1 protein-coding gene is annotated in these 26,298 nt (G+C 62.8%); it reads left to right on the top strand.

The annotated features are described in order from the left end of the window. The first annotated feature begins 28 nt into the window (after positions 1 to 28). Positions 29 to 26,206, top strand: coding sequence for a non-ribosomal peptide synthase/polyketide synthase (locus ACEN42_RS36985; RefSeq protein ID WP_371882539.1), 26,178 nt, complete (start codon positions 29 to 31; stop codon positions 26,204 to 26,206). The last annotated feature ends 92 nt before the right edge of the window (positions 26,207 to 26,298 follow it).

Raw genomic sequence — 26,298 nt, 5'->3', positions numbered from 1 at the left:
CGCGTGCTCTCATTTACGGATTGATGCCATGCTCAGCCTTCCTCTCGCCCCCGCTCAATCGGGCATCTTCTTTCGACAGCAACTCGATTTGCGCGACCCGCGCTTCAATCTCGCGCAACTGACGGAGATCATCGGGCCGCTCGATGTCGAAGCACTTCACGCGGCGCTGCGCCGGACGGTCGGCGAAGCGCAGGCGATGCAGGTGCGCATCGTCGTCACGGATGGCATGCCGCATCAGGTGCTGCCGGACGAGATGGAAGATTTCGCGCTTCGGGTCGTCGATGTCAGCGATGCGCCCGATCCTGTCGAAGCGATCGACCGGGAAGTGCAGGCCGCGCTCGCCAGCGCCATCGATCTCGACCGGTATCCGCTGTTCGACGGTCAGCTCTTCCAGGCAGGTCCTACGCGGTTTTTCCTGTTCCAGCGGATACATCACATCGCGTTCGACGGCTTTTCGTTCTTTCTCTTCACGCAACGCCTCGCGGCGGTTTATTCGGCGCTGGTCGAAGGACGCGAGCCCGCGCCATGCGCGTGGGGGCAACTCACCGAACTCATCGACGACGATAACGCGTATCGCGCGTCGAATGCGTTCGAGAGCGATCAGCAATTCTGGCGCGAATATCTGGCGGACTGCCCCGAGCCGGTGATTCTCGCCGAATGCATGGCGCACGAGCCGATTCCCGCGGACGTCGCCACACAGGCGATCGCGCAGATGCGTCTGTCATCCGAAACGACGCAGCGTCTCAGGCAAGTCGCCGAACGCCACGGCGCGACGTGGCCGCAGTTCGTCACGGCGGTCATGGCCGCGTATGTCGCGCGTCTGAGCGGACAACCCGAAGTGGTGCTCGGCTTTCCGGTCACGGCGCGGGTGGGCCGACGGGCGAGAAACGTGCCCGGCATGATGTCGAATGCATTGCCGCTGCGGGCGACGCTCGGCGCGGATACGTCGGTCATCGATCTGCTCGGCGACGTCTCGCGGCAGAGCCGGCGCATCCTGCGTCATCAACGCTATCGTGTGAAAGACATACGGCGCGATGTGGGACGCATCGAATCCGACAGGCCGCTCTTCGGCCCCACGGTCAACATCATGCCGGACTACAGCCTCGCGCTGGAGTTCGCCGGCTGCCGCATCGGATCGAATCGCTCTTTCTACGGAACGCCCGACGATCTCGCGCTGATCATCCACGACGAGGGCGACGAACTCGGTATCGAACTGATGTTCGACGGCAACCCGTCGCTCTATTCGTCCGAAGACGTGGATGCCCATGCAAGGCGCATCACGCGTCTGCTCGAAAACGCGCTCGAGCAGCCCGAAGCGCCGCTGCATTCGTTCGAGCTCCTTCTGCCCGAGAGAAAGGCGTGGCTCCAGTTGTGGAACGACACGGCCGCGCCTTATCCCGAGCATCTGTGTATTCATCAGCTTCTCGAAGATCAGGTTCGACGCTCGCCCGATGCCATCGCGCTCGAATGCGACGGCGAGTCGCTCACGTTCGCGCAACTCAATGCGCGTGCGAATCGCCTCGCGCATCGGCTGATCGCGGCAGGCGTGCGTCCGGAAGACCGCGTGGCGCTGTGCATGGCGCGCGGCATCGGCGCGATCGTCGCGCTCTTCGGGATACTCAAGTCCGGCGGCGGCTATATACCGCTCGATCCGGCCTATCCGGGCGAGCGCCTGAGCTACATCCTCGGCGATACGGCGCCCGTGCTGCTGATCGCCGATGCCGCCGGACGCAAGGCGCTGGGCGATACCGGCGCGCTTGCCGTTCTCGATCCCGACGCGTCGCTCGACGATGCACTCCCGCAAGGCGATCCGCTCGTGCCCGGCCTCGCCTCGCATCATCTCGCCTACGCGATCTATACGTCCGGCTCGACCGGCAAGCCGAAGGGCGTGATGGTCGAGCATCGCCATGTGGTGAATCTGCATCACGCGCTGCATTCGACGGTGTTCGCGCATTGCGCCCCGCACTCGGGCGTCACGCTGAACGCCAGCATCGCCTTCGATGCCTCCGTGCAAAACCTCACCGCGCTGCTTGGTGGACACCGGCTCGTCATCGTTCCCGCCGACGTGCGCACCGATGCGATGGCCCTGATCGAGTTTCTCGATACCGCGCGCATCGACGTGTTCGACTGCACGCCGACGCAGCTCGATTCCCTCTTCTCCGCGGGTCTGCTCGAACAACGCAAGTCGCCGCTGACGGTGCTCGTGGGCGGCGAGCCGCTCACGCCGCAGACCTGGAACCGTCTGGCGCGCGCTGAACAGATACGCGCCTTCAACGTCTATGGTCCGACCGAATGCACGGTCGATGCGACCGTCGCGGAGATCACGACCGAACAGGCGCGGCCCGTCATCGGCAAACCGCTCGCCAATACGCGCACCTATGTTCTCGATGCGCTGCGCCGCGCGGTGCCTCCCGGTGCGGTGGGCGAACTCTATATCGGCGGCGCGGGTGTGGCGCGCGGCTATCTTAACCGGCCCGAACTCACCGCCGAGCGCTTCCTCGACGATCCCTTCGTTCCGGGCGCACGCATCTACCGCACCGGCGATCTTGCACGCTATCAGCTCGACGGCAATATCGAGTTCCTCGGCCGCAACGATCATCAGATCAAGATTCGCGGCTTTCGTATTGAACCCGGCGAGATCGAAACGCAAATCCTCGCGCATCCTTCGGTGCGTGAAGCGGTGGTCATCGCGCGGGCGCGGCATCAGGGTTCGCAGGATCAGCAGCTCGTCGCCTATGTCACGCTCTTTTCCGGGACTGACGCCAGCGCGCTGCGCGAGCATCTCGCATCGCGTCTGCCCGACTACATGGTGCCTTCGGCCTTCGTCACGCTCGACGCGCTGCCGCTCACGCCCAGCGGCAAGCTCGATCGCCGCTCGCTGCCCGATCCGCAAGCCGATGCGTTCGCGCTGCGCCCGTTCGAAGCACCGCAGGGCCGAACCGAAATCGCGCTCGCCGATCTGTGGGCCGAATCGCTCGGTCTGGAGCGTGTGGGCCGTCACGACAACTTCTTCGCGCTCGGCGGCCACTCGCTGCTTGCGGTGACGCTCATCGAGCGGCTGCGGCGCATCGGCCTGCACGCCAGCGTGCGCGATCTGTTCGCCACGCCCGTGCTCAGCGCGCTCGCGGCTTCGCTCGAACATGCCGCACCGAAGCCCGAGATCGTCGTGCCGGCCAACGCGATAACGCCCGGCTGCACCGCGATCACGCCGTCGATGCTGCCGCTCATCACGCTGACGCAGACGGATATCGATCGCATCGTCGAACAGGTTCCCGGCGGCCTTGAAAATGCTCAGGATATCTACGCGCTCGCCCCGCTTCAGGACGGCATCCTGTTCCATCACATGCTGACCACGGAAGGCGATCCGTATCTGCAAACGGCGCGCCTCGCCTTCGACAGTCGCGCGCGTCTCGACGCCTGGCTCGATGCGCTGCAACAGGTCGTCGAGCGGCACGATATCCTGCGTACCGCGTTCATCCATGATGGACTCAGCACGCCCGCGCAAGTGGTCTGGCGCAAGGCACCCGTGTCCATCACCGAAATCGCGATCACGCAGGGCGACGCGGCAGAACAGCTTGCGCGACATTTCGATGCCCGCACACAACGCTTCGACCTCACGCAGGCTCCGTTACTGCGGATCGCGTTTGCCCCCGAAACGGGGAGCGGGCGCTGGCTCGTGCAATTGAACTGGCATCACCTGATCGGCGATCATGCGACGCTGGAAGTGATGCATGCGGAAATCGGCGCGATCCTCAACGGCCGTGGGCAATCGCTCGGCGCGGCTCAGCCGTTCCGCGATCTGGTCGCGCAGGCGCGGCTCGGTGCGGCTCAGGACGCGCATGAAGCCTTCTTCCGCGACATGCTCGCCGATGTGAGCGAACCCACGCTGCCCTTCGGCCTCACCGACGTTCATCATGACGGCTCGGCTGTAGCCGAAGCGCACGCGAAGCTCCCGGCGTCGCTCGATACGCGTCTGCGCGCTCAGGCCAAAAGCATCGGCGTGAGTCTTGCGAGCCTGTGCCATCTCGCCTGGGCGCGCGTGCTCAGTGCGGGCAGCGCGCTCGATTCGGACGGACGCATCGTGTTCGGCACCGTGCTGCTCGGACGCATGCAGGCGGGTGTCGATCAGGCGCTCGGCCTTTTGATCAACACGCTGCCGATTCGCCTCGACGTGAACGATGCATCGGTCGCCGATAGCGCGCGCCGCACGCATGAGCGTCTCGCGGCGTTGTTGCAGCATCAGCATGCGCCGCTCGCGCTCGCGCAGCGATGCAGTGGCGTCGCGGCTCCCGCGCCGCTCTTCAGCGCGTTGCTCAACTATCGCCACAATCAGGCATCGGCGGATGAGCGCGAGGCCTTCGACGGCATCGAACTGCTCGGCGCCGAGGAGCGCACCAACTATCCGCTGACGCTTTCGATCGACGATAACGGCGACAGCCTCGAACTCACCGCGCAGACCGTCTCGCCGCTGTCGCCCGAGCAGTTGTGCGGGTATATGGAGCAGGCGCTTTCGAGCCTTGCGCAGGCGCTCGAACAGGCGCCCGATACGCCGGTGAATCAGCTCGACGTGTTGCCGCCCGCCGTGCGCAACCTGCTCGTCCATACGTGGAACGACACGGGCGCAACGTATCCGGCGGGTTACTGCATCCATCAGCTTTTCGAGCAACAGGTTCGACGCACGCCCGATGCCATCGCGCTCGTCTTCGAAGACGCGTCGCTGACCTATGGGCAGCTCAATGCACGTGCCAATCAGCTTGCACATCGTCTGATCGCGCTGGGCGTATGTCCGGAAGATCGCGTGGCGTTGTGCGTGGAGCGTGGCATCGGCATGATCGTCGCGCTGCTGGCGATACTGAAGGCGGGCGGCGCATATGTGCCGCTCGATCCGGCCTATTCGGGCGAACGTCTGAGCCATATCCTCACCGACTCCACGCCCCGGCTGTTGCTTGCCGATGCGGCCGGCCGTGAAGCGCTCGGCGATACCGGCGCGCTGACCGTGCTCGATCCCGATGCATCGCTCGATGACACACAGCCCCAGGACGATCCGCAAACGCCGGTCGCGCCTCCTCATCTCGCCTATGTGATCTATACCTCGGGCTCCACGGGCAAGCCCAAGGGCGTGATGGTCGAGCATGCCCAGATCGTGCGCCTCTTCGACGCCACGCAGGACTGGTTCGGCTTCGACGAACGCGATGTCTGGTGCCTGTTCCACTCGTTCGCCTTCGATTTTTCGGTCTGGGAGTTGTGGGGCGCGCTGCGCTACGGCGGCAAACTCGTGATCGTGCCGCAGCATGTGGCGCGCTTCGCACCCGACTTCCTTGGCCTGCTTCAGCGCGAGGGCGTGACCGTTCTGAATCAGACGCCCAGCGCGTTCCGCGCGCTCATTCAGGCGCAGGAAACAAACGATGCGCCCGATGCGTTGCGCTATGTGATCTTCGGCGGCGAGGCGCTGAATCCGCCGATGCTCGAACCGTGGTACGCGCGGCATTCGGACCAGAAGCCGCGTCTGATCAACATGTACGGCATAACCGAGACGACCGTGCACGTGACGTACCGGCCTCTGACTCGCGATGACTGTGCGGTCAGCAGCAGTCCGATCGGCGTGCGTATTCCCGATCTGACGGTCTATCTGTTCGATGCACAAGGTCGGCTCGCGCCTGTCGGTGCGGTGGGCGAGTTGTATGTCGGTGGCGCGGGCGTGGCGCGGGGTTATCTGAATCGCCCGGAGCTTACTGCCGAACGTTTTATCGATGATCCGTTCGTTTCGGGCGGGCGTCTTTATCGGACCGGTGATCTTGGACGCTATCTGAGCGATGGCAGTCTGGAGTTCTTCGGTCGCAACGATCATCAGGTCAAGATTCGTGGCTTCCGGATCGAACTGGGTGAGATCGAGGCGCAGATCGCCAGTCATCCGGCTGTGCGGGAGGCGGTGGTTATTGCGCGTGCTCGACAGCAGGATTCGCAGGATCAGCAGCTTGTCGCTTATGTCACGCTGGTTTCGGAGATCGATACGAGCGCGCTGCGTGAACATCTCAATTCGCGTTTGCCCGACTATATGGTGCCGTCGGCCTTCGTCGTGCTCGATGCGCTGCCACTGACACCTAATGGCAAGCTCGATCGTCGCGCATTGCCCGATCCGCAGTGGCAAGACCTTGCCGCTTATGTCGCGCCGCGCACGTCGATCGAACATTCGCTCGCGGAGTGCTTCGCCAGCGTGCTTGGTCTCGAACGCGTCAGTGTCTTCGATAACTTCTTCTCGCTCGGTGGTCATTCGCTGCTCGCAACGCAGCTTGTGTCGCGTCTGCGTGAAGCGCTTTCGATCGAATTGCCTTTGCGCACGCTGTTCGATGCACCCAGCGTTGCATCGCTTGCCGAGGCGCTGTCGCTCGACGAACCGTCCGCTGGCACATTGCCGCCTTTGGAGGCGGGCCCGCGTCCAGCGCATGTGCCGCTGTCCTTCGCACAGGAACGCCTCTGGTTCCTCGAACAGTTGAACCCCGGACAGTCGACGTATCACATTCCCATCGCCCTGCGTCTGCATGGCGTCCTCGATGTTCGTGCGTTCCATGCTGCCCTGAATGCGCTTGTTGCGCGTCATGAAAGCCTGCGCACATCCTTCGCGCAACACGACGGTCAGGCCGTGCAGCACATCGCTCCGACACTGGAACTTGCATTGCCGCTCATCGACGCCCAAGCCACCGATGTCCAGCGTCTGGCACAGGACGAAGCGTGTCGTCCCTTCGATCTTCAGCGCGGCCCGTTGCTGCGCGCTCAACTGCTGCGCCTCGAAGAAGATGAACACGTTCTGCTGTTCACCATGCACCACATCGTCTCCGATGGCTGGTCCACCGGCGTGCTGGTGCGTGAACTCGGCGCCTGCTATACCGCGGCACTGCGTAATGAACCGCTCGCGCTTCCGCCTCTTGCCGTACAGTACGCCGACTACACGCTGTGGCAACGCGACTGGCTCGCCGGCGCCGAACTCGATCGACAGACTCAATACTGGCGCAATCAACTCGCCGACCTCGCGCCGCTCGATCTGCCCACGGACCGTCCACGTCCTGCGCAGATCAGCGGACGCGGCGCGACGCTGCCCTTCGCGCTGAACGCAGAACTCTCCGAGCGCCTGCATGCGTTGGCTCAACGTGAAGGCGTCACGCCCTTCATGCTGCTGCTCGCCGTGTTCCAGACGCTGCTCGCGCGGCTGTCGGGGCAATCTGAGGTTGCGGTAGGTTCGCCTATCGCCAATCGCACACATGCGCAGATCGAGCCGCTTATCGGCCTGTTCGTCAATACGCTGGTGCTGCGTGCCGATCTGTCAGGCGCACCTTCTTTGCGTGATCTGCTCGCACAAGTGCGCGACACGACGCTGGCCGCGTATGCGCATCAGGATCTGCCTTTCGAGAAGCTGGTCGAAGCGCTCGCGCCGGTTCGCGACACCAGTCGCACGCCACTGTTTCAGGTCATGTTCGTGTTGCAGAACGCGCCGATGGAAGCGCTCGCCTTGCCTGGCCTCACGCTGACCTTGCTGCCCGGGGCCGAAGCGGGCGCCAAGTTCGATCTCACGCTGAGTCTGACGCATACGCAAAACGGGCTCGCCGGCACGCTCAGCTACGCCACCGATCTGTTCGATGAAGTCACCATCGCCCGGCTCGGTGAACGCTTCACGCGACTGCTTCAACAAGCGCTCGGTCAACCCGATGCGCCGCTGCATGCGCTCGAACTCGTGTTGCCTGAAGAACACGCATTGCTTGAAAGCTGGAACGATACCGCTGCGGTTTATCCCGAACATCTGTGCATTCATCAGCTCTTCGAGCAACAGGTTCAACGTGCGCCTGATGCCATCGCGCTCGTCTTCGAAGATGAGTCGCTGACCTACACGCAACTCAATGCACGTGCGAACCGGCTTGCACATCACCTGATCGCGCTGGGTGTGCGTCCGGAAGATCGGGTCGCGCTGTGCATGGAGCGTGGTATCGGCATGGTCGTCGCGTTGATGGCGATACTTAAAGCTGGTGGCGCGTATGTGCCCCTCGATCCGGCGTATCCGGGCGAACGTCTGAGTCATATCCTCACCGATGCCACGCCCCGCCTGCTGCTCGCCGATGCCGCCGGACGTGAAGCGCTGGGCGATATCGGCACGCTCACCGTGCTCGATCCCGATGCATCGCACGATGGCGCGTTGTCGCAAGACGATCCGCAAACGGACGTCGCTCCGCACCACCTTGCGTACGTGATCTACACGTCCGGCTCAACCGGCAAACCCAAGGGCGTCGCGATCGAGCACCGGACGCTGGTCGCATCCACCTTCGCCCGCCACCAGTTCTACGAGCACGCAGCGAACGAGCGCTTCCTGCTGCTTTCTTCCCTCGCCTTCGACAGTTCCGTCGCCGGTCTCTTCGGGACGCTCACGAACGGTGGTTGTCTCGCTCTCGTCGATATAGACACTGCAAGAGATCCGAACGCAATCATCAGACTCGTGCGCAATCGAGACATTACGCGCGTGTTATGTGTGCCGTCGCTCGGTCAGGCCATTCTCGACAGCATGTCGTCGAGCGGCGAGCATAAGCTTCGCGAGATCATCGTCGCGGGCGAAGCGTGTCCGCCGAGTCTCGCACGGCAAAGCTCGACACTGCCCCGGCCAGTGCTGCTCTATAACGAGTACGGTCCGACCGAAGCGACTGTGTGGGCGACGGCGTATCGATGCCTTCCTGAAGAAACGAATCTGGTGCCGATCGGCCGGCCCATTGCCAATACACGCATCTATCTGCTCGATGAGCAACGTCAGTTGATGCCTCCTGGCGCGGTGGGCGAGTTGTATGTCGGCGGAGCGGGTGTGTCGCGGGGTTACCTCAATCGTCCTGAGCTTACCTCTGAACGTTTCCTCGATGATCCGTTCGTTTCAGGCGGGCGGATGTATCGCACGGGCGACCTCGCACGTTATCGCGCCGATGGCAATATCGAATTCCTCGGACGTAACGATCATCAGGTCAAGATTCGCGGCTTCCGTATCGAGTTGGGTGAGATCGAAGCGCAGATCGCCAGTCATCCGGCGGTGCGTGAAGCGGTGGTTATCGCGCGTGCCCGACAACAGGATTCTCAGGATCAGCAGCTTGTCGCTTATGTCACGCTGGTTTCGGAGATCGATACGAGCGCCTTGCGTGAACATCTCGACTCACGTCTGCCCGACTATATGGTGCCATCGGCCTTCGTCGTGCTCGATGCGCTGCCTCTGACGCCCAACGGCAAGCTCGATCGTCGCGCATTGCCCGATCCGCAGTGGCAAGACCTCGCCGCTTATGTCGCGCCGCGCACGTCGATCGAACATTCGCTCGCGGAGTGCTTCGCCAGCGTGCTTGGCCTTGAACGTGTCAGCGTCTTCGATAACTTCTTCTCGCTCGGTGGTCATTCGCTGCTCGCAACGCAACTCGTTTCTCGTTTGCGTGAAGCGCTTTCGATCGAATTACCCTTGCGTACCCTGTTCGATGCACCCAGCGTTGCATCGCTTGCCGAGGCGCTTTCGCTCAACGGACCGTCCGCTGGCACGTTGCCGCCTTTGCAGGCAGGTCCGCGTCCAGCACATGTGCCGCTGTCCTTCGCACAGGAGCGCCTCTGGTTCCTCGAACAGTTGAACCCCGGACAGTCGACGTATCACATTCCGATCGCCTTGCGTCTGCATGGCGTCCTCGATGCTCGTGCGTTCCATGCCGCGCTGAATGCGCTCGTCGCCCGTCACGAAAGCCTGCGCACTTCGTTTGCGCAACACGACGGTCAGGCCGTACAGCACATCGCTCCGACACTGGAACTTGCACTGCCGCTCATCGATGCCCAAGCCACCGATGTCCAGCGTCTGGCACAAGACGAAGCGCGTCGTCCCTTCGATCTTCAACGCGGTCCGTTGCTGCGCGCTCAACTGCTGCGCCTCGAAGACGATGAACACGTTCTGCTGTTCACCATGCATCACATCGTCTCCGATGGCTGGTCCACCGGCGTGCTGGTGCGTGAACTCGGCGCCTGCTACACCGCTGCACTGCGCAATGAACCGCTCGCGCTGCCGCCTCTGGCCGTGCAATACGCCGACTACACGCTGTGGCAACGCGACTGGCTCGCCGGTTCGGAACTCGATCGACAGACTCAATACTGGCGCAATCAACTCGCCGAACTCGCGCCCCTCGATCTGCCCACGGACCGTCCACGTCCCGCGCAGATCAGCGGACGCGGTGCGACGCTGCCCTTCGCGCTGAACGCCGAACTCTCCGAACGGCTGCATGCGCTGGCCCAACGTGAAGGCGTCACGCCCTTTATGTTGCTGCTCGCCGTGTTCCAGACGCTGCTCGCGCGGCTGTCGGGGCAATCGGAAGTTGCGGTGGGCTCGCCTATTGCCAATCGCACGCATGCGCAGATCGAGCCGCTTATTGGCCTGTTCGTCAATACGCTGGTGCTGCGTGCCGATCTGTCAGGCGCACCTTCTTTGCGTGATCTGCTCGCACAAGTGCGCGACACGACGCTGGCCGCGTATGCGCATCAGGATCTGCCTTTCGAGAAGCTGGTCGAAGCGCTCGCGCCGGTTCGCGACACCAGTCGCACGCCACTGTTTCAGGTCATGTTCGTGTTGCAGAACGCGCCGATGGAAGCGCTCGCCTTGCCTGGTCTCACGCTGACCTTGCTGCCCGGGGCCGAAGCGGGCGCCAAGTTCGATCTCACGCTGAGTCTGATGCATACCCAAGACGCGCTCGCAGGCACGCTCAGCTACGCCACCGATCTGTTCGAGGAAGTCACCATTGCACGGCTGGGTGAACGCTTCACGCGATTGCTTCAACAAGCGCTCGATCAACCCGATGCGCCGCTGCATGCGCTCGAACTGGTATTGCCCGAAGAGCACGCGCTGCTCGAACGTTGGAACGATACCGCTGCGGTTTATCCCGAACATCTGTGCATTCATCAGCTCTTCGAGCAACAGGTTCAACGTACGCCTGATGCCCTCGCGCTCGTCTTCGAAGATGAATCACTGACCTATACGCAACTCAATGCGCGTGCGAACCAGCTTGCACATCATCTGATCGCGCTGGGTGTGAGGCCGGAAGATCGCGTCGCGCTGTGCATGGAGCGCGGTATCGGCATGATCGTCGCGTTGATGGCGATACTTAAAGCAGGCGGCGCTTACGTTCCGCTCGATCCGGCGTATCCGGGCGAACGTCTCAGTCATATCCTCACCGATGCCACGCCCCGCCTGCTGCTCGCCGATGCCGCCGGACGTGAAGCGCTGGGCGATATCGGCTCGCTCACCGTGCTCGATCCCGCTGCATCGCTCGATGGCGCGTTGTCGCAAGACGACCCGCAAACCGACGTCGCTCCGCATCACCTTGCTTACGTGATCTACACGTCCGGTTCAACGGGCAAGCCCAAGGGCGTGATGGTCGAGCATCGCAATGTCGCGAATCTCCATCGCGCATTGCAATCGACGGTGTTCGCGCATTGCGCTCCGAACTCCGGCGTCAGTCTGAATGCCAGCATCGCATTCGACTCCTCGCTGAAAAGCCTCACTTCCTTGCTCGCGGGACATCGACTGATTTTGATCCCTGCGGATGTGCGCACCGATGGCGCGGCGTTGATCGAATTTCTCGATGCGCGCGACGTCGATGTGCTCGATTGCACACCCACCCAGCTCGACGTGTTGCTTACCACCGGTCTGCTTGAACAGCGGCGATCCGAGCTGACCTTGCTGGTGGGCGGCGAAGCACTCTCGCAACAGACATGGAATCAGCTCGCAGAGGCCGATCAGATCCGCGCGTTCAACGTCTATGGTCCGACCGAATGCACCGTCGATGCCGCTTTGACGGAGATAACGATCGAACAGATGCAGCCCGTCATCGGCAAGCCGATTGCGAACGCACGTATCTATCTGCTCGATGCGCAGCGTCGCTTGATGCCGCCGGGTGCGGTGGGCGAGCTTTATATCGGTGGGGCTGGGGTTGCGCGGGGTTATCTGAATCGTGACGATCTCACCGCCGAACGTTTCCTCGATGATCCGTTCGTTTCAGGTGCGCGTATGTATCGCACGGGCGATCTCGCACGTTATCGTGCCGATGGCAATATCGAGTTCCTGGGCCGCAACGATCATCAAGTCAAGATTCGCGGCTTCCGTATCGAACTGGGTGAGATCGAAGCGCAGATCGCCAGTCATCCGGCAGTGCGTGAGGCGGTTGTTATCGCACGTGCGCGGCATGAAAAGACGCATGATCAGCAACTCGTCGCTTATATAACGCTGGTATCAGAGATCGATACGAGCGCCTTGCGTGAACATCTCGATTCGCGTTTGCCCGACTATATGGTTCCGTCGGCCTTCGTCGTGCTCGATGCGCTGCCTCTGACGCCCAATGGCAAGCTCGATCGTCGTGCGCTGCCCGATCCGCAGTGGCAAGACCTTGCCGCTTATGTCGCACCGCGCACGTCGATCGAACATTCGCTCGCGCAGTGCTTCGCCAGCGTGCTCGGTCTTGAACGCGTCAGTGTCTTCGATAACTTCTTCTCGCTCGGTGGTCATTCGCTGCTTGCGACGCAACTCGTGTCGCGCCTGCGTGAAGCGCTTTCTATCGAATTGCCTTTGCGCACGCTGTTCGATGCACCCAGCGTTGCTTCGCTTGCCGAGGCGCTTTCGCTCGACGGACCATCTACTGGCGCGTTGCCGCCTTTGCAGGCACTTGCGCGCCCGGCACATGTACCGCTGTCCTTCGCACAGGAACGCCTGTGGTTCCTCGAACAGTTGAACCCCGGACAGTCCACCTATCACATCCCGATCGCCTTGCGTCTGCACGGCGCACTCGATGTTCGTGCGTTCCAAGCTGCTCTGAATGCGCTCGTCGCCCGTCACGAAAGCCTGCGCACTTCGTTTGCACAACACGACGGTCAGGCCGTGCAGCACATCGCTCCGGCACTGGAATTTGCACTGCCGCTCATCGATGCCCAAGCCGCCGATGTCCCGCGTCTGGCACAGGACGAAGCACGTCGTCCCTTCGATCTTCAACGCGGCCCGTTGCTGCGCGCTCAACTGCTGCGCCTCGAAGACGATGAACACGTTCTGCTGTTCACCATGCATCACATCGTCTCCGATGGCTGGTCTACCGGCGTGCTGGTACGTGAACTCGGTGCCGGTTACACCGCCGCACTGCGCAATGAACCGCTCGCGCTGCCGCCTCTGGCCGTGCAATACGCCGACTACACGCTGTGGCAACGCGAATGGCTCGCCGGGGCCGAGCTCGATCGGCAGACTCAATACTGGCGCAATCAACTCGCCGAACTCGCGCCACTCGATCTGCCCACGGACCGCCCACGGCCCGCGCAGATCAGCGGACGCGGTGCGACGCTGCCCTTTGCGCTGAACGCGGAGCTCTCCGAGCGCCTGCATGCGTTGGCCCAACGCGAGGGCGTCACGCCCTTCATGCTGCTGCTCGCCGTGTTCCAGACGCTGCTCGCGCGGCTGTCGGGGCAATCGGAAGTTGCGGTGGGCTCGCCTATTGCCAATCGCACGCATGCGCAGATCGAGCCGCTCATCGGCTTGTTCGTCAATACGCTGGTGCTGCGTGCCGATCTGTCAGGCGCACCCTCGTTGCGCGATCTGCTCGCGCAAGTGCGCGACACGACGCTGGCCGCGTATGCGCATCAGGATCTGCCTTTCGAGAAACTGGTCGAAGCACTCGCGCCGGTTCGCGACACCAGTCGTACGCCGCTGTTTCAGGTCATGTTCGTGTTGCAGAACGCGCCGATGGAAGCGCTCGCCTTGCCTGGACTCACGCTGACCTTGCTGCCCGCTGCCGAAGCCGGTGCCAAGTTCGATCTCACGCTGAGTCTGACGCATACGCAAGGCGGTCTCGCGGGTACGCTCAGTTACGCCACCGATCTGTTCGATGAAGTCACCATCGCACGGCTGGGTGAACGCTTCACGCGATTGCTTCAACAAGCGCTCGATCAACCCGATGCGCCGCTGCATGCGCTCGAACTCGTGTTGCCTGAAGAGCGCGCATTGCTTGAAAGCTGGAACGACACGGCTGCTGCCTATCCCGAACACGTGTGCATTCATCAGCTCTTCGAGCAACAGGTTCGACGCACGCCTGATGCGATCGCGCTCGTCTTCGAAGATGAGTCGCTGACCTATACGCAACTCAATACGCGTGCGAACCAGCTTGCGCATCATCTGATCGCGCTGGGTGTGAGGCCGGAAGATCGCGTCGCGCTGTGCATGGAGCGTGGTATCGGCATGGTCGTCGCGTTGATGGCGATTCTCAAGGCAGGCGGCGCTTACGTGCCGCTCGATCCCACCTCTGTCGCCGAACGGCTCGAGTACATGCTCGACGACGCGCAAGTGTCGTTGCTCGTTACTCAGCCACAGCTTATCGAACGCTTCTCGGAGATCGCGCAGGATGTGACCGTGGTATGTCCCGACACCGAAGCGAGTCGCATCGAAACCTGCGCGGACACGAATCCCGCCGCCGACGCGCTCTCCCGTCACCCGGCCTATGTGATCTACACCTCCGGCTCCACGGGCAAGCCGAAGGGCGTCGTCCTGAGTCACCGGAACCTTGCCAACTATCTGAGCGGCGTGCTCGCGAGAATGAACGTCCGCGCGCAGAGCAGCATGGCCCTGGCTTCGACCATCGCCACCGATCTCGGCCATACGATCCTGTTCGGTGCGCTGGTGGCAGGTCATGAACTGCACGTGCTGTCGACCGAGCGGACCTCCGATGGCTACCTCTTCGGCCAATACATGCGTCAGCGCAATATCGATGTGCTGAAGATCGTGCCCGGTCATCTGCGCGCACTCGTCGACGTGACGCTCGATACGCCTGCATTGCCCGCGCAACTGCTGGTGCTGGGCGGAGAAGCGACCCGGTCGGACTGGATCATGTCCTTGCAGGCGCTGAAGCCCGGCCTGCGCGTTCTCAATCACTATGGGCCGACGGAAACAACCGTGGGTGTGCTGACCCACGCGCTGAACGATGCCATCTCCTATGGCACGTCGATTCCCATCGGACAGCCGCTCGACAATACGCGCGCATATGTGCTCGATGAAAACCTGCGCCATGTGCCGATCGGCGTCATCGGCGAGCTTTATATCGGCGGTGCGGGTCTCGCGGACGGTTATCTTCGGCGCGCGGCGCTTACCGCGCAACGGTTCGTCGCCAGTCCCTTCGTGCCCGGCGCACGCATGTATCGCACGGGCGATCTCGCGCGTTATCGCGCCGACGGCAACATCGAGTTCCTCGGCCGCAACGATCATCAGGTCAAGATTCGCGGCTTCCGTATCGAACTCGGCGAGATCGAAGCGCATTTGACCGATCATCCGGCAGTGCGCGAAGCGGTGGTTATCGCTCGTGCGCGGCATGAGGAGTCGCAAGATCAGCAACTCGTCGCCTATGTCACGCTGACATCCGATATCGATGTCAGCGCCCTGCGCGAATACCTCGCCTCGCACCTGCCCGACTACATGGTGCCTTCGGCCTTTGTCGTGCTCGACGCGCTGCCTCTGACGCCCAACGGCAAGCTCGATCGCCGCGCGCTGCCCGATCCACAAGCCGATGCCTTCGCGCTGCGTCCCTTCGAAGCGCCTCAGGGTGCGACCGAAACCGCGCTCGCCGATCTGTGGGCTGAATTGCTCGGCCTCGAACGCGTCGGCCGGCAGGACAACTTCTTCGCCCTCGGCGGTCACTCGCTGCTCGCCGTGACGCTCATCGAGCGTATGCGTCGCGTCGGATTACACGCCAGCGTGCGCGATCTGTTCGCCACGCCCGTGCTCTGTGTGCTCGCGGCTTCGCTCGAACAGGGTGCCGTTACCGCCGAGATCGTCGTCCCGCCCAATGCGATCACTCGCGACTGCACTGCACTCACGCCGCCCATGCTGCCGCTCATCGCGCTCACGCAGACGGACATCGATCGTATCGTCGCGCAGGTGCCCGGCGGGCTCGCCAACGTGCAGGATATCTACGCGCTCGCGCCGTTGCAGGAAGGCATCCTGTTCCATCACATGCTGACCACCGACGGCGATCCGTATCTGCAAACTGCGCGCATCGTCTTCGATAGCCGTGCACGACTCGATGCGTGGCTCGATGCCTTGAAGCAAGTCGTGCGACGCCACGACATCCTGCGCACCGCCTTCATCCACGACGGACTCAGCACGCCCGCGCAAGTGGTCTGGCGTGACGCGCCCCTGGCGATAGACGAAATCAGCCTCACGGAGGGCAACGCTGCCGATCAGCTTGCGCGACATTTCGATGCGCGCTCACAGCGCCTTTCCCTCGCTCAAGCTCCGCTGCTTCGGCTCACCATCGCTCGCGAACCCGGCTCGGCACGCTGGCTGGCGCTGCTCGTCTGGCATCATCTGATCGGCGATCACGTCACGCTGGAGGTGGTCCAGAAGGAAATCGGCGCACTGCTCGACGGCCGTGCACACACGCTCGGCACGGCTCAGCCGTTCCGCGATCTGGTCGCGCAGGCTCGGCTCGGCGCGACCCGGCAAGAGCATGAAGCATTCTTCCGCGACATGCTCGCGGTCGTGAGCGAACCGACTTTGCCCTTCGGCCTCACCGACGTTCATCACGATGGCTCGGCGGTTGCCGAAGCGCGCGTGAGCTTGCCTGCATCGCTCAATACGCGCCTGCGCACTCAGGCCCGCAGCATCGGCGTGAGTCTCGCCAGTCTGTGCCATCTGGCGCTGGCGCGGGTGCTCAATGCTGCCAGTGCAGCGAACCCGGATGGTCACGTCGTGTTCGGCACCGTGCTGCTCGGACGCATGCAGGCAGGGGTCGATCAGGCGCTTGGCCTGTTGATCAACACACTGCCGATTCGTCTCGATGTGAACAATGCATCGGTCATCGATAGCGTGCGTGACACGCATGAACGGCTCGCCGCGTTGTTGCAGCATCAGCACGCGCCGCTCGCGCTTGCACAGCGATGCAGTGGCGTCGCCGCGCCCGCGCCGCTCTTCAGCGCCTTGCTCAACTATCGCCACAATCAGGCCTCCACCGATGAGCAACCGGTCTTCGACGGTATCGAGCTGCTCGGCGCCGAAGAACGCACCAACTATCCGTTGATGCTCGCGGTCGAAGACGATGGCCAAAGCCTCGGACTCACCGCGCAGACGCTCGCGCCGCTGTCGCCCGAGCAACTGTGCGGCTACATGGAGCAAGCGCTGTCGAGCCTTGCGCTGGCGCTCGAACAGGCCCCTCAGACGCCGGTGAATCAGCTCGACGTGTTGCCGACCGAGACCCGCACCTTGCTGGTCCAGACGTGGAACGACACCGCTGCTGCTTATCCCGAACATCTGTGCATTCATCAGCTCTTCGAGCAACAGGTGCAACGTACGCCTGACGCGATCGCGCTTATCTTCGAAGATGAATCGCTCACGTATGCGCAACTCAATGCGCGCGCTAATCAGCTTGCACATCATCTGATTGCGCTCGGTGTACAGCCGGAAGATCGCGTGGCGTTGTGCGTGGAGCGTGGCATCGGCATGGTCGTCGCGTTGATGGCGATACTCAAGGCAGGCGGTGCATACGTGCCGCTCGATCCGGCGTATCCCGGCGAGCGCCTGAGCCATATCCTCACCGACTCGACGCCACGGCTGTTGATCGCCGATGCCGCCGGACGTGAAGCGCTGGGAGATACGGGTTCTCTGCGTGTGCTCGATCCCGACTCGTCACTCGATGATGCACTCCCGCAAGACGATCCGCACACAGCCGTCGCTTCGCATCACCTCGCTTACGTGCTCTTCACCTCCGGTTCCACTGGCAAGCCCAAGGGCGTGATGGTCGAGCATCGCGAGATGCTGAACTTCCTCTGCTCGATGCGTGATGTCACCGCGATGAGCGCAGCCGACAAGCTGCTCGCCGTCACGACCATCTCCTTCGATATCGCCGGGCTGGAGCTGTATCTGCCCTTGAGCACCGGTGCGTGCGTGGTGCTGGCCCGCAGAAGCGATGCAGCCGATCCGCTCGCGCTGCAAACGCTGCTCGTGAAGCACGACATCCGCTTCATGCAGGCGACCCCGGCGACTTGGCGCATGCTGCTCGATGCGCAGTGGCCCGGCTCCGCGCAACTCACGGCGTTGTGCGGTGGCGAAGCCTTGTCCGAGGGACTGGCTGCGCGTCTGCGCGAGAAGGTCAAGTCGTTGTGGAATCTTTATGGCCCCACGGAAACCACGGTCTGGTCTTCGTGCTATCAAACCGGGCTCGAAGCGAGTACATCATCGACGGTGCCGGTCGGTCGTCCGATTGCCAATACGCGTATGTATCTGCTCGATGAACGTTATCAACTGGTGCCGCCGGGTGCGGTGGGCGAGTTGTATATCGGTGGGGCGGGCGTGGCGCGGGGTTATCTGAATCGTGATGATCTCACCGCTGAGCGCTTCCTCGATGATCCGTTTGTTCCCGGCGCGCGTATGTATCGCACGGGCGATCTCGCACGATATCGCGTCGATGGGAATATCGAATTCCTTGGCCGTAACGATCATCAGGTCAAGATTCGCGGCTTCCGTATCGAACTGGGTGAGATCGAGGCGCAGATCGCCAGTCATCCGGCGGTGCGGGAGGCGGTGGTTATTGCGCGTGCTCGACAGCAGGATCAGCAGCTTGTGGCATACGTCACGCTGGTTTCGGAGATCGATACGAGTGCCTTGCGCGAACATCTCGATTCGCGTCTGCCCGACTACATGGTGCCGTCGGCCTTCGTCGTGCTCGATGCGCTGCCGCTGACACCTAATGGCAAGCTCGATCGTCGTGCGTTGCCCGATCCGCAGTGGCAAGACCTTGCCGCTTATGTCGCACCGCGCACGTCGATCGAACATTCGCTCGCGGAGTGCTTCGCCAGCGTGCTCGGTCTTGAACGCGTCAGCGTCTTCGATAACTTCTTCTCGCTCGGTGGTCATTCGCTGCTTGCGACGCAACTCGTGTCGCGCCTGCGTGAAGCGCTTTCTATCGAATTGCCTTTGCGCACGCTGTTCGATGCACCCAGCGTTGCTTCGCTTGCCGAGGCGCTTTCGCTCGACGGACCATCTACTGGCGCGTTGCCGCCTTTGCAGGCACTTGCGCGCCCGGCACATGTACCGCTGTCCTTCGCACAGGAACGCCTGTGGTTCCTCGAACAGTTGAACCCCGGACAGTCCACCTATCACATCCCGATCGCCTTGCGTCTGCACGGCGCACTCGATGTTCGTGCGTTCCAAGCTGCTCTGAATGCGCTCGTCGCCCGTCACGAAAGCCTGCGCACTTCGTTTGCACAACACGACGGTCAGGCCGTGCAGCACATCGCTCCGGCACTGGAATTTGCACTGCCGCTCATCGATGCCCAAGCCGCCGATGTCCCGCGTCTGGCACAGGACGAAGCACGTCGTCCCTTCGATCTTCAACGCGGCCCGTTGCTGCGCGCTCAACTGCTGCGCCTCGAAGACGATGAACACGTTCTGCTGTTCACCATGCATCACATCGTCTCCGATGGCTGGTCTACCGGCGTGCTGGTACGTGAACTCGGTGCCGGTTACACCGCCGCACTGCGCAATGAACCGCTCGCGCTGCCGCCTCTGGCCGTGCAATACGCCGACTACACGCTGTGGCAACGCGAATGGCTCGCCGGGGCCGAGCTCGATCGGCAGACTCAATACTGGCGCAATCAACTCGCCGAACTCGCGCCACTCGATCTGCCCACGGACCGCCCACGGCCCGCGCAGATCAGCGGACGCGGTGCGACGCTGCCCTTTGCGCTGAACGCGGAGCTCTCCGAGCGCCTGCATGCGTTGGCCCAACGCGAGGGCGTCACGCCCTTCATGCTGCTGCTCGCCGTGTTCCAGACGCTGCTCGCGCGGCTGTCGGGGCAATCGGAAGTTGCGGTGGGCTCGCCTATTGCCAATCGCACGCATGCGCAGATCGAGCCGCTCATCGGCTTGTTCGTCAATACGCTGGTGCTGCGTGCCGATCTGTCAGGCGCACCCTCGTTGCGCGATCTGCTCGCACAAGTGCGCGACACGACGCTTGCCGCGTATGCGCATCAGGATTTGCCTTTCGAGAAACTGGTCGAAGCACTCGCGCCGGTACGCGACACCAGTCGCACGCCGCTCTTTCAGGTTATGTTCGTGTTGCAGAACGCGCCGATGGAAGCGCTTGCCTTGCCCGGCCTCACGCTGACCTTGCTGCCCGGGGCCGAAGCCGGCGCCAAGTTCGATCTCACGCTGAGTCTGACGCATACCCAAGACGGTCTCGCAGGCACGCTCAGTTACGCGACCGATCTGTTCGATGAAGTCACCATCGCACGGCTCGGTGAACGGTTCACGCGATTGCTTCAACAAGCGCTCGATCAACCCGATGCGCCGCTGCATGCGCTCGAACTGATATTGCCCGAAGAGCACGCATTACTCGAACGCTGGAACGACACGACTGCGGCCTATCCCGAACATCTGTGCATTCATCAGCTCTTCGAGCAACAGGTTCGACGTACGCCTGATGCCATCGCGCTCGTCTTCGAAGATGAGTCGCTGACCTACACGCAACTCAATGCACGTGCGAACCAGCTTGCGCATCACCTGATCGCGCTGGGTGTGAGGCAGGAAGATCGCGTGGCGCTGTGCATGGAGCGTGGTATCGGCATGGTCGTCGCGTTGATGGCTATTCTCAAGGCAGGCGGCGCATACGTTCCGCTCGATCCGGCGTATCCGGGCGAACGTCTGAGTCATATCCTCACCGACGCCACGCCTCGCCTGCTGCTCGCCGATGCCGCCGGACGTGAAGCGCTGGGCGATATCGGCTCGCTGAGTGTGCTCGATCCCGATGCATCGCTCGATGGCTCGCTGTCGCAAGACGATCCGCAATCGGACGTCGCCCCGCATCACCTTGCGTACGTGATCTACACGTCCGGTTCAACCGGCAAACCCAAGGGCGTCGCCATCGAGCACCGGAACGCCGTCAACTTCCTGACCTGGAGCCACGAGGCTTTCACGCCGGAAGAGCTTTCGCAAACGTTGTTCGCGACCTCGCTCAATTTCGATCTCTCGATCTACGAATGCTTCGCGCCCTTGACGACAGGCGGAACGGTTCATTTAGTCGACAACGTCCTCGCTCTCATGAGGCGTCCGCAGGAGGTCAGCCTCATCAATACGGTGCCATCGGCTATCACGTCGCTGCTGGATGCAGGCGCATCGCTGGCATCGGTCCGGACGATCAACCTCGCCGGCGAGCCGCTTAAGCTCGCGCTGATGAAGCGAATCTTCGCCGAGACCGGGATCGAGCGGCTGTGCAATCTGTACGGTCCATCCGAGACGACGACGTACTCGACCTGGATACAGATGCACAAGGGCGAGCGTTTGACGGAGACCATCGGCAGGCCTATCGCGAACACGCAGATTTATCTGCTCGATGCGCAGCGCCGGCCGGTGCCGCTCGGCACGGTGGGCGAGCTTTACATCGGTGGCGCAGGCGTGGCGCGTGGCTATCTGAATCGGCCCGAACTCACTGCCGAGCGCTTCCTCGACGATCCCTTCATGCCCGGCGCACGCATGTACCGCACGGGCGACCTCGCACGTTATCGCGCCGACGGCAATATCGAATTCCTTGGCCGCAACGATCATCAGGTCAAGATTCGCGGCTTCCGTATCGAACTCGGCGAGATCGAAGCGCATTTGACCGATCATCCGGCGGTGCGCGAAGCAGTGGTCATCGCTCGTGCGCGGCATGAGGAGTCGCAAGATCAGCAACTCGTCGCCTATGTCACGCTGACCTCCGATATCGATGTCAGCGCCCTGCGCGAATACCTCGCCTCGCACCTGCCCGACTACATGGTGCCTTCGGCTTTCGTCGTGCTCGATGCGCTTCCGCTCACGCCCAACGGCAAGCTCGATCGTCGCGCATTGCCCGATCCGCAAGCCGATGCCTTCGCGCTGCGTCCCTTCGAAGCGCCTCAAGGTGTCACCGAAACCGCGCTCGCCGATCTGTGGGCCGAATTGCTCGGCCTCGAACGCGTCGGTCGGCAGGACAACTTCTTCGCCCTCGGTGGTCATTCGCTGCTCGCCGTGACGCTCATCGAGCGTATGCGTCGCGTCGGGCTGCACGCCAGCGTGCGCGATCTGTTCGCCACGCCCGTGCTCTGTGCGCTCGCGGCTTCGCTCGAACACGGTGCCGTTACCGCAGAGATCGTCGTCCCGCCCAATGCGATCACTCGTGACTGCATTGCACTCACTCCGCCCATGCTGCCGCTCATCGCGCTCACGCAGACGGACATCGATCGTATCGTCGCTCAGGTGCCCGGTGGTCTCGCCAACGTGCAGGATATCTACGCGCTCGCACCGCTTCAGGAAGGCATCCTGTTCCATCACATGCTGACCACCGACGGCGATCCGTATCTGCAAACCGCGCGCATCGCCTTCGATAGCCGCGCGCGGCTCGATGCGTGGCTCGATGCCTTGCGCGAGGTCGTCAAGCGCCACGACATCCTGCGCACCGCCTTCATCCACGACGGCCTCAGCACGCCCGCGCAAGTGGTCTGGCGTGACGCGCCCCTGGCGATAGACGAAATCAGCCTCACGGAGGACAACGCTGCCGATCAGCTTGCTCGACATTTCGATGCGCGCTCACAGCGCCTTTCCCTCGCTCAGGCTCCGCTGCTGCGGCTCACCATCGCTCGCGAGCCCGGCTCGGCGCGCTGGCTGGCGCTGCTCGTCTGGCATCACCTGATCGGCGATCACGTCACGCTGGAGGTGGTCCAGAAGGAGATCGGCGCGCTGCTCGATGGCCGCGCACACACACTCGGCGCGGCTCAGCCGTTCCGCGATCTGGTCGCGCAGGCGCGGCTCGGCGCGACCCGGCAAGAGCACGAAGCATTCTTCCGCGACATGCTCGCCGTCGTGAGCGAACCGACTTTGCCCTTCGGCCTCACCGACGTTCATCACGATGGCTCGGCGGTTGCCGAAGCGCGCGTTATGTTGCCCGCATCGCTCAATACACGCCTGCGCACTCAGGCCCGCAGCATCGGCGTGAGTCTCGCGAGTCTGTGCCATCTGGCGCTGGCGCGTGTGCTCAACGCCGCCAGTGCGGCGAACCCGGACGGTCACGTCGTGTTCGGCACCGTGCTGCTCGGACGCATGCAGGCAGGCGTCGATCAGGCGCTGGGCTTGCTGATCAATACGCTGCCGATTCGCCTCGATGTGAACGATGCATCGGTCATCGATAGCGTGCGTGATACGCATGAACGGCTCGCCGCGTTGTTGCAGCATCAGCACGCGCCGCTCGCACTTGCGCAGCGATGCAGTGGCGTCGCCGCGCCCGCGCCGCTCTTTAGCGCCTTGCTCAACTATCGCCACAATCAGGCCTCCACCGATGAGCAGCCGGTCTTCGACGGTATCGAGCTGCTCGGCGCCGAAGAACGCACCAACTATCCGCTGATGCTCGCGGTCGAAGACGATGGCCAGAGCCTCGGGCTCACCGCGCAGACGCTCGCGCCGTTGTCGCCCGAGCAACTGTGCGGCTACATGGAGCAGGCGCTGTCGAGTCTTGCGCAGGCGCTCGAACAGGCCCCTCAGACGCCGGTGAATCAGCTCGACGTGTTGTCGACCGAGACTCGCACCTTGCTGGTCCAGACGTGGAACGACACTGCTGCCGCTTATCCCGAACACCTGTGCATTCATCAGCTCTTCGAGCAACAGGTTAAACGTACGCCCGATGCGATCGCGCTCGTATTCGAAGATGAATCGATGACTTACGCGCAACTCAATGCGCGCGCCAACCAGCTTGCACATCATCTGATCGCGCTCGGTGTACAGCCGGAAGATCGCGTGGCGTTGTGCGTGGAGCGTGGCATCGGCATGGTCGTCGCATTGATGGCGATACTCAAGGCAGGCGGTGCCTACGTGCCGCTCGATCCGGCGTATCCCGGCGAGCGTCTGAGCCATATCCTCACCGACTCGACGCCGCGGCTGTTGATCGCCGATGCCGCCGGACGTGAAGCACTGGGCGATACGGGTTCTCTGCGCGTGCTCGATCCCGATGCAGCGATCGATGATGCACTCCCGCAAGACGATCCGCAAACGTCCGTCGCTTCGCATCATCTCGCTTACGTGCTCTTCACCTCCGGTTCGACGGGCAAGCCCAAGGGCGTGATGGTCGAGCATCGCGAGATGCTGAACTTCCTCTGCTCGATGCGCGATGTCACCGCGATGCGCGCGGCCGACAAGCTTCTCGCCGTCACGACCATCTCCTTCGATATCGCCGGGCTGGAGCTGTATCTGCCCTTGAGCACCGGTGCGTGCGTGGTGCTGGCCCGCAGAAGCGATGCGGCCGATCCGCTTGCGCTGCAAACGCTGCTCGTGAAGCACGACGTCCGCTTCATGCAGGCGACCCCGGCGACCTGGCGCATGCTGCTCGATGCGCAGTGGCCCGGCTCCGCGCAACTCACGGCATTGTGCGGTGGCGAAGCCTTGTCCGAGGGACTGGCTGCGCGTCTGCGCGAGAAGGTCAAGTCGCTGTGGAATCTTTATGGTCCTACCGAAACCACGGTCTGGTCCTCGTGCTATCAAACCGGGCTCGAAGCGAGTACGTCATCGACGGTGCCGGTGGGTCGTCCGATCGCCAATACGCGCATGTATCTGCTCGATGAGCGTTATCAACTGGTGCCGCCGGGGGCGGTGGGCGAGTTGTATATCGGTGGGGCGGGTGTGGCGCGGGGTTATCTGAATCGGGACGATCTCACCACCGAGCGTTTCCTCGATGATCCTTTCGTTTCAGGCGGGCGTATGTATCGCACGGGCGATCTCGCACGATATCGTGCCGATGGGAATATCGAATTCCTGGGCCGCAACGATCATCAGGTCAAGATTCGCGGCTTCCGTATCGAACTGGGTGAGATCGAGGCGCAGATCGCCAGTCATCCGGCGGTGCGGGAGGCGGTGGTTATTGCACGTGCTCGACAGCAGGATCAGCAGCTTGTCGCTTATGTCACGCTGGTATCAGAGACCGATACGAGCGCCTTGCGTGAACATCTCGACTCGCGTTTGCCCGACTACATGGTGCCATCGGCCTTCGTCGTGCTCGATGCGTTGCCTCTCACGCCCAATGGCAAGCTCGATCGCCGCGCGCTGCCCGATCCGCAGTGGCAAGACCTTGCAGCTTATGTCGCCCCGCGTACGTCGATCGAACATTCGCTCGCGCAGTGCTTCGCCAGCGTGCTCGGTCTCGAACGCGTCAGCGTCTTCGATAACTTCTTCTCGCTCGGGGGTCATTCGCTGCTCGCCGTACAACTGATGGCGCTTATCGACGCCCGGCTCGGCCAGAACATATCCATCCGGGTCCTGTTCAACGCCCCATCGGTGGCCGAGCTGGCGGACCATCTGAGCACCGCGCCCTCGAACACGGAATTCGACGCGATCCTGCCGATCCGTACTCCCGGCGACGGCGCGCCGCTGTTCTGCATTCACCCGGTCGGCGGACTCGCCTGGAGCTATGCGGGACTTGCTCAAAGCATCGAAGGAAATCGGCCAATCTACGCCGTGCAGACGCCCGCGCTCCAGCAACCCGATTACAGTCCCGCGACTATCGCGGAGATGGCGAGCGACTACATCACGCGCATCCGGAGCGTGCAGCCTCAAGGACCCTATCGGCTGTTCGGCTGGTCCTTCGGTGGACTGGTTGCCTATGAAATGGCGACGCAGCTTCAACGCGCCGGCGAGACCGTCGACCAACTCGTTCTGCTGGACTCGCGCCTGCCCGATGGCCGGGAAGCACGCGAATTCGACGAATGCGGGCTCATGGCAGCGGCCTTTTCCAACATGCCCGAGGAACTCACGCTCGCGCTTCGCGAGATGCAGACGACTACGGAGCGTGTCGACGCCCTGCGCCAGCATCGGCTGATTCCGGCGTATATCACCGATGGACACGTGATGACGCTGATCGATGCAACGCGGCGGAACATGCATCTGCAAGGCACGTTCGCGCCAGCGCAGTTCGGCGGCGATATCGTCTACTTCACGGCCACGCGGTCCGAAGCGGACGGTCAGGCGCGGCATGTCGCGCAATGGCGCGAACGAGCGGAAGGCGCTGTCGTGAACTTCGATATCGATTGCGCGCACGGCGAAATGTGCCAGCCGTCCTCGCTCGCGACGATCGGACGAAGTCTCGCTTCGTTGAGTGTCTTCGAAGCTTCGGCGCGTCGGCATCCGGGTGAGGAACTCGGCGTGAAGTGAAGCTTGCCATCGGCTGCACGGCCGATGGCAAACAACGAAGAGGAGAAGGCAGATGATCGCGCGAATGTCACCAACAAAAAAAACGGCGGCGC

The organism is Caballeronia sp. S22, assembly GCF_964261745.1.
GTDB lineage: Bacteria > Pseudomonadota > Gammaproteobacteria > Burkholderiales > Burkholderiaceae > Caballeronia > Caballeronia jiangsuensis.
The sequence above is the reverse complement of the archived record's forward strand: the minus strand, read 5'-3'. Positions and strand labels throughout refer to the sequence as shown.

Excerpts from the sequence above, each read along its gene's own strand:
- ACEN42_RS36985 (WP_371882539.1), top strand. The coding sequence starts at position 29 with ATGCTCAGCCTTCCTCTCGCCCCCGCTCAATCGGGCATCTTCTTTCGA.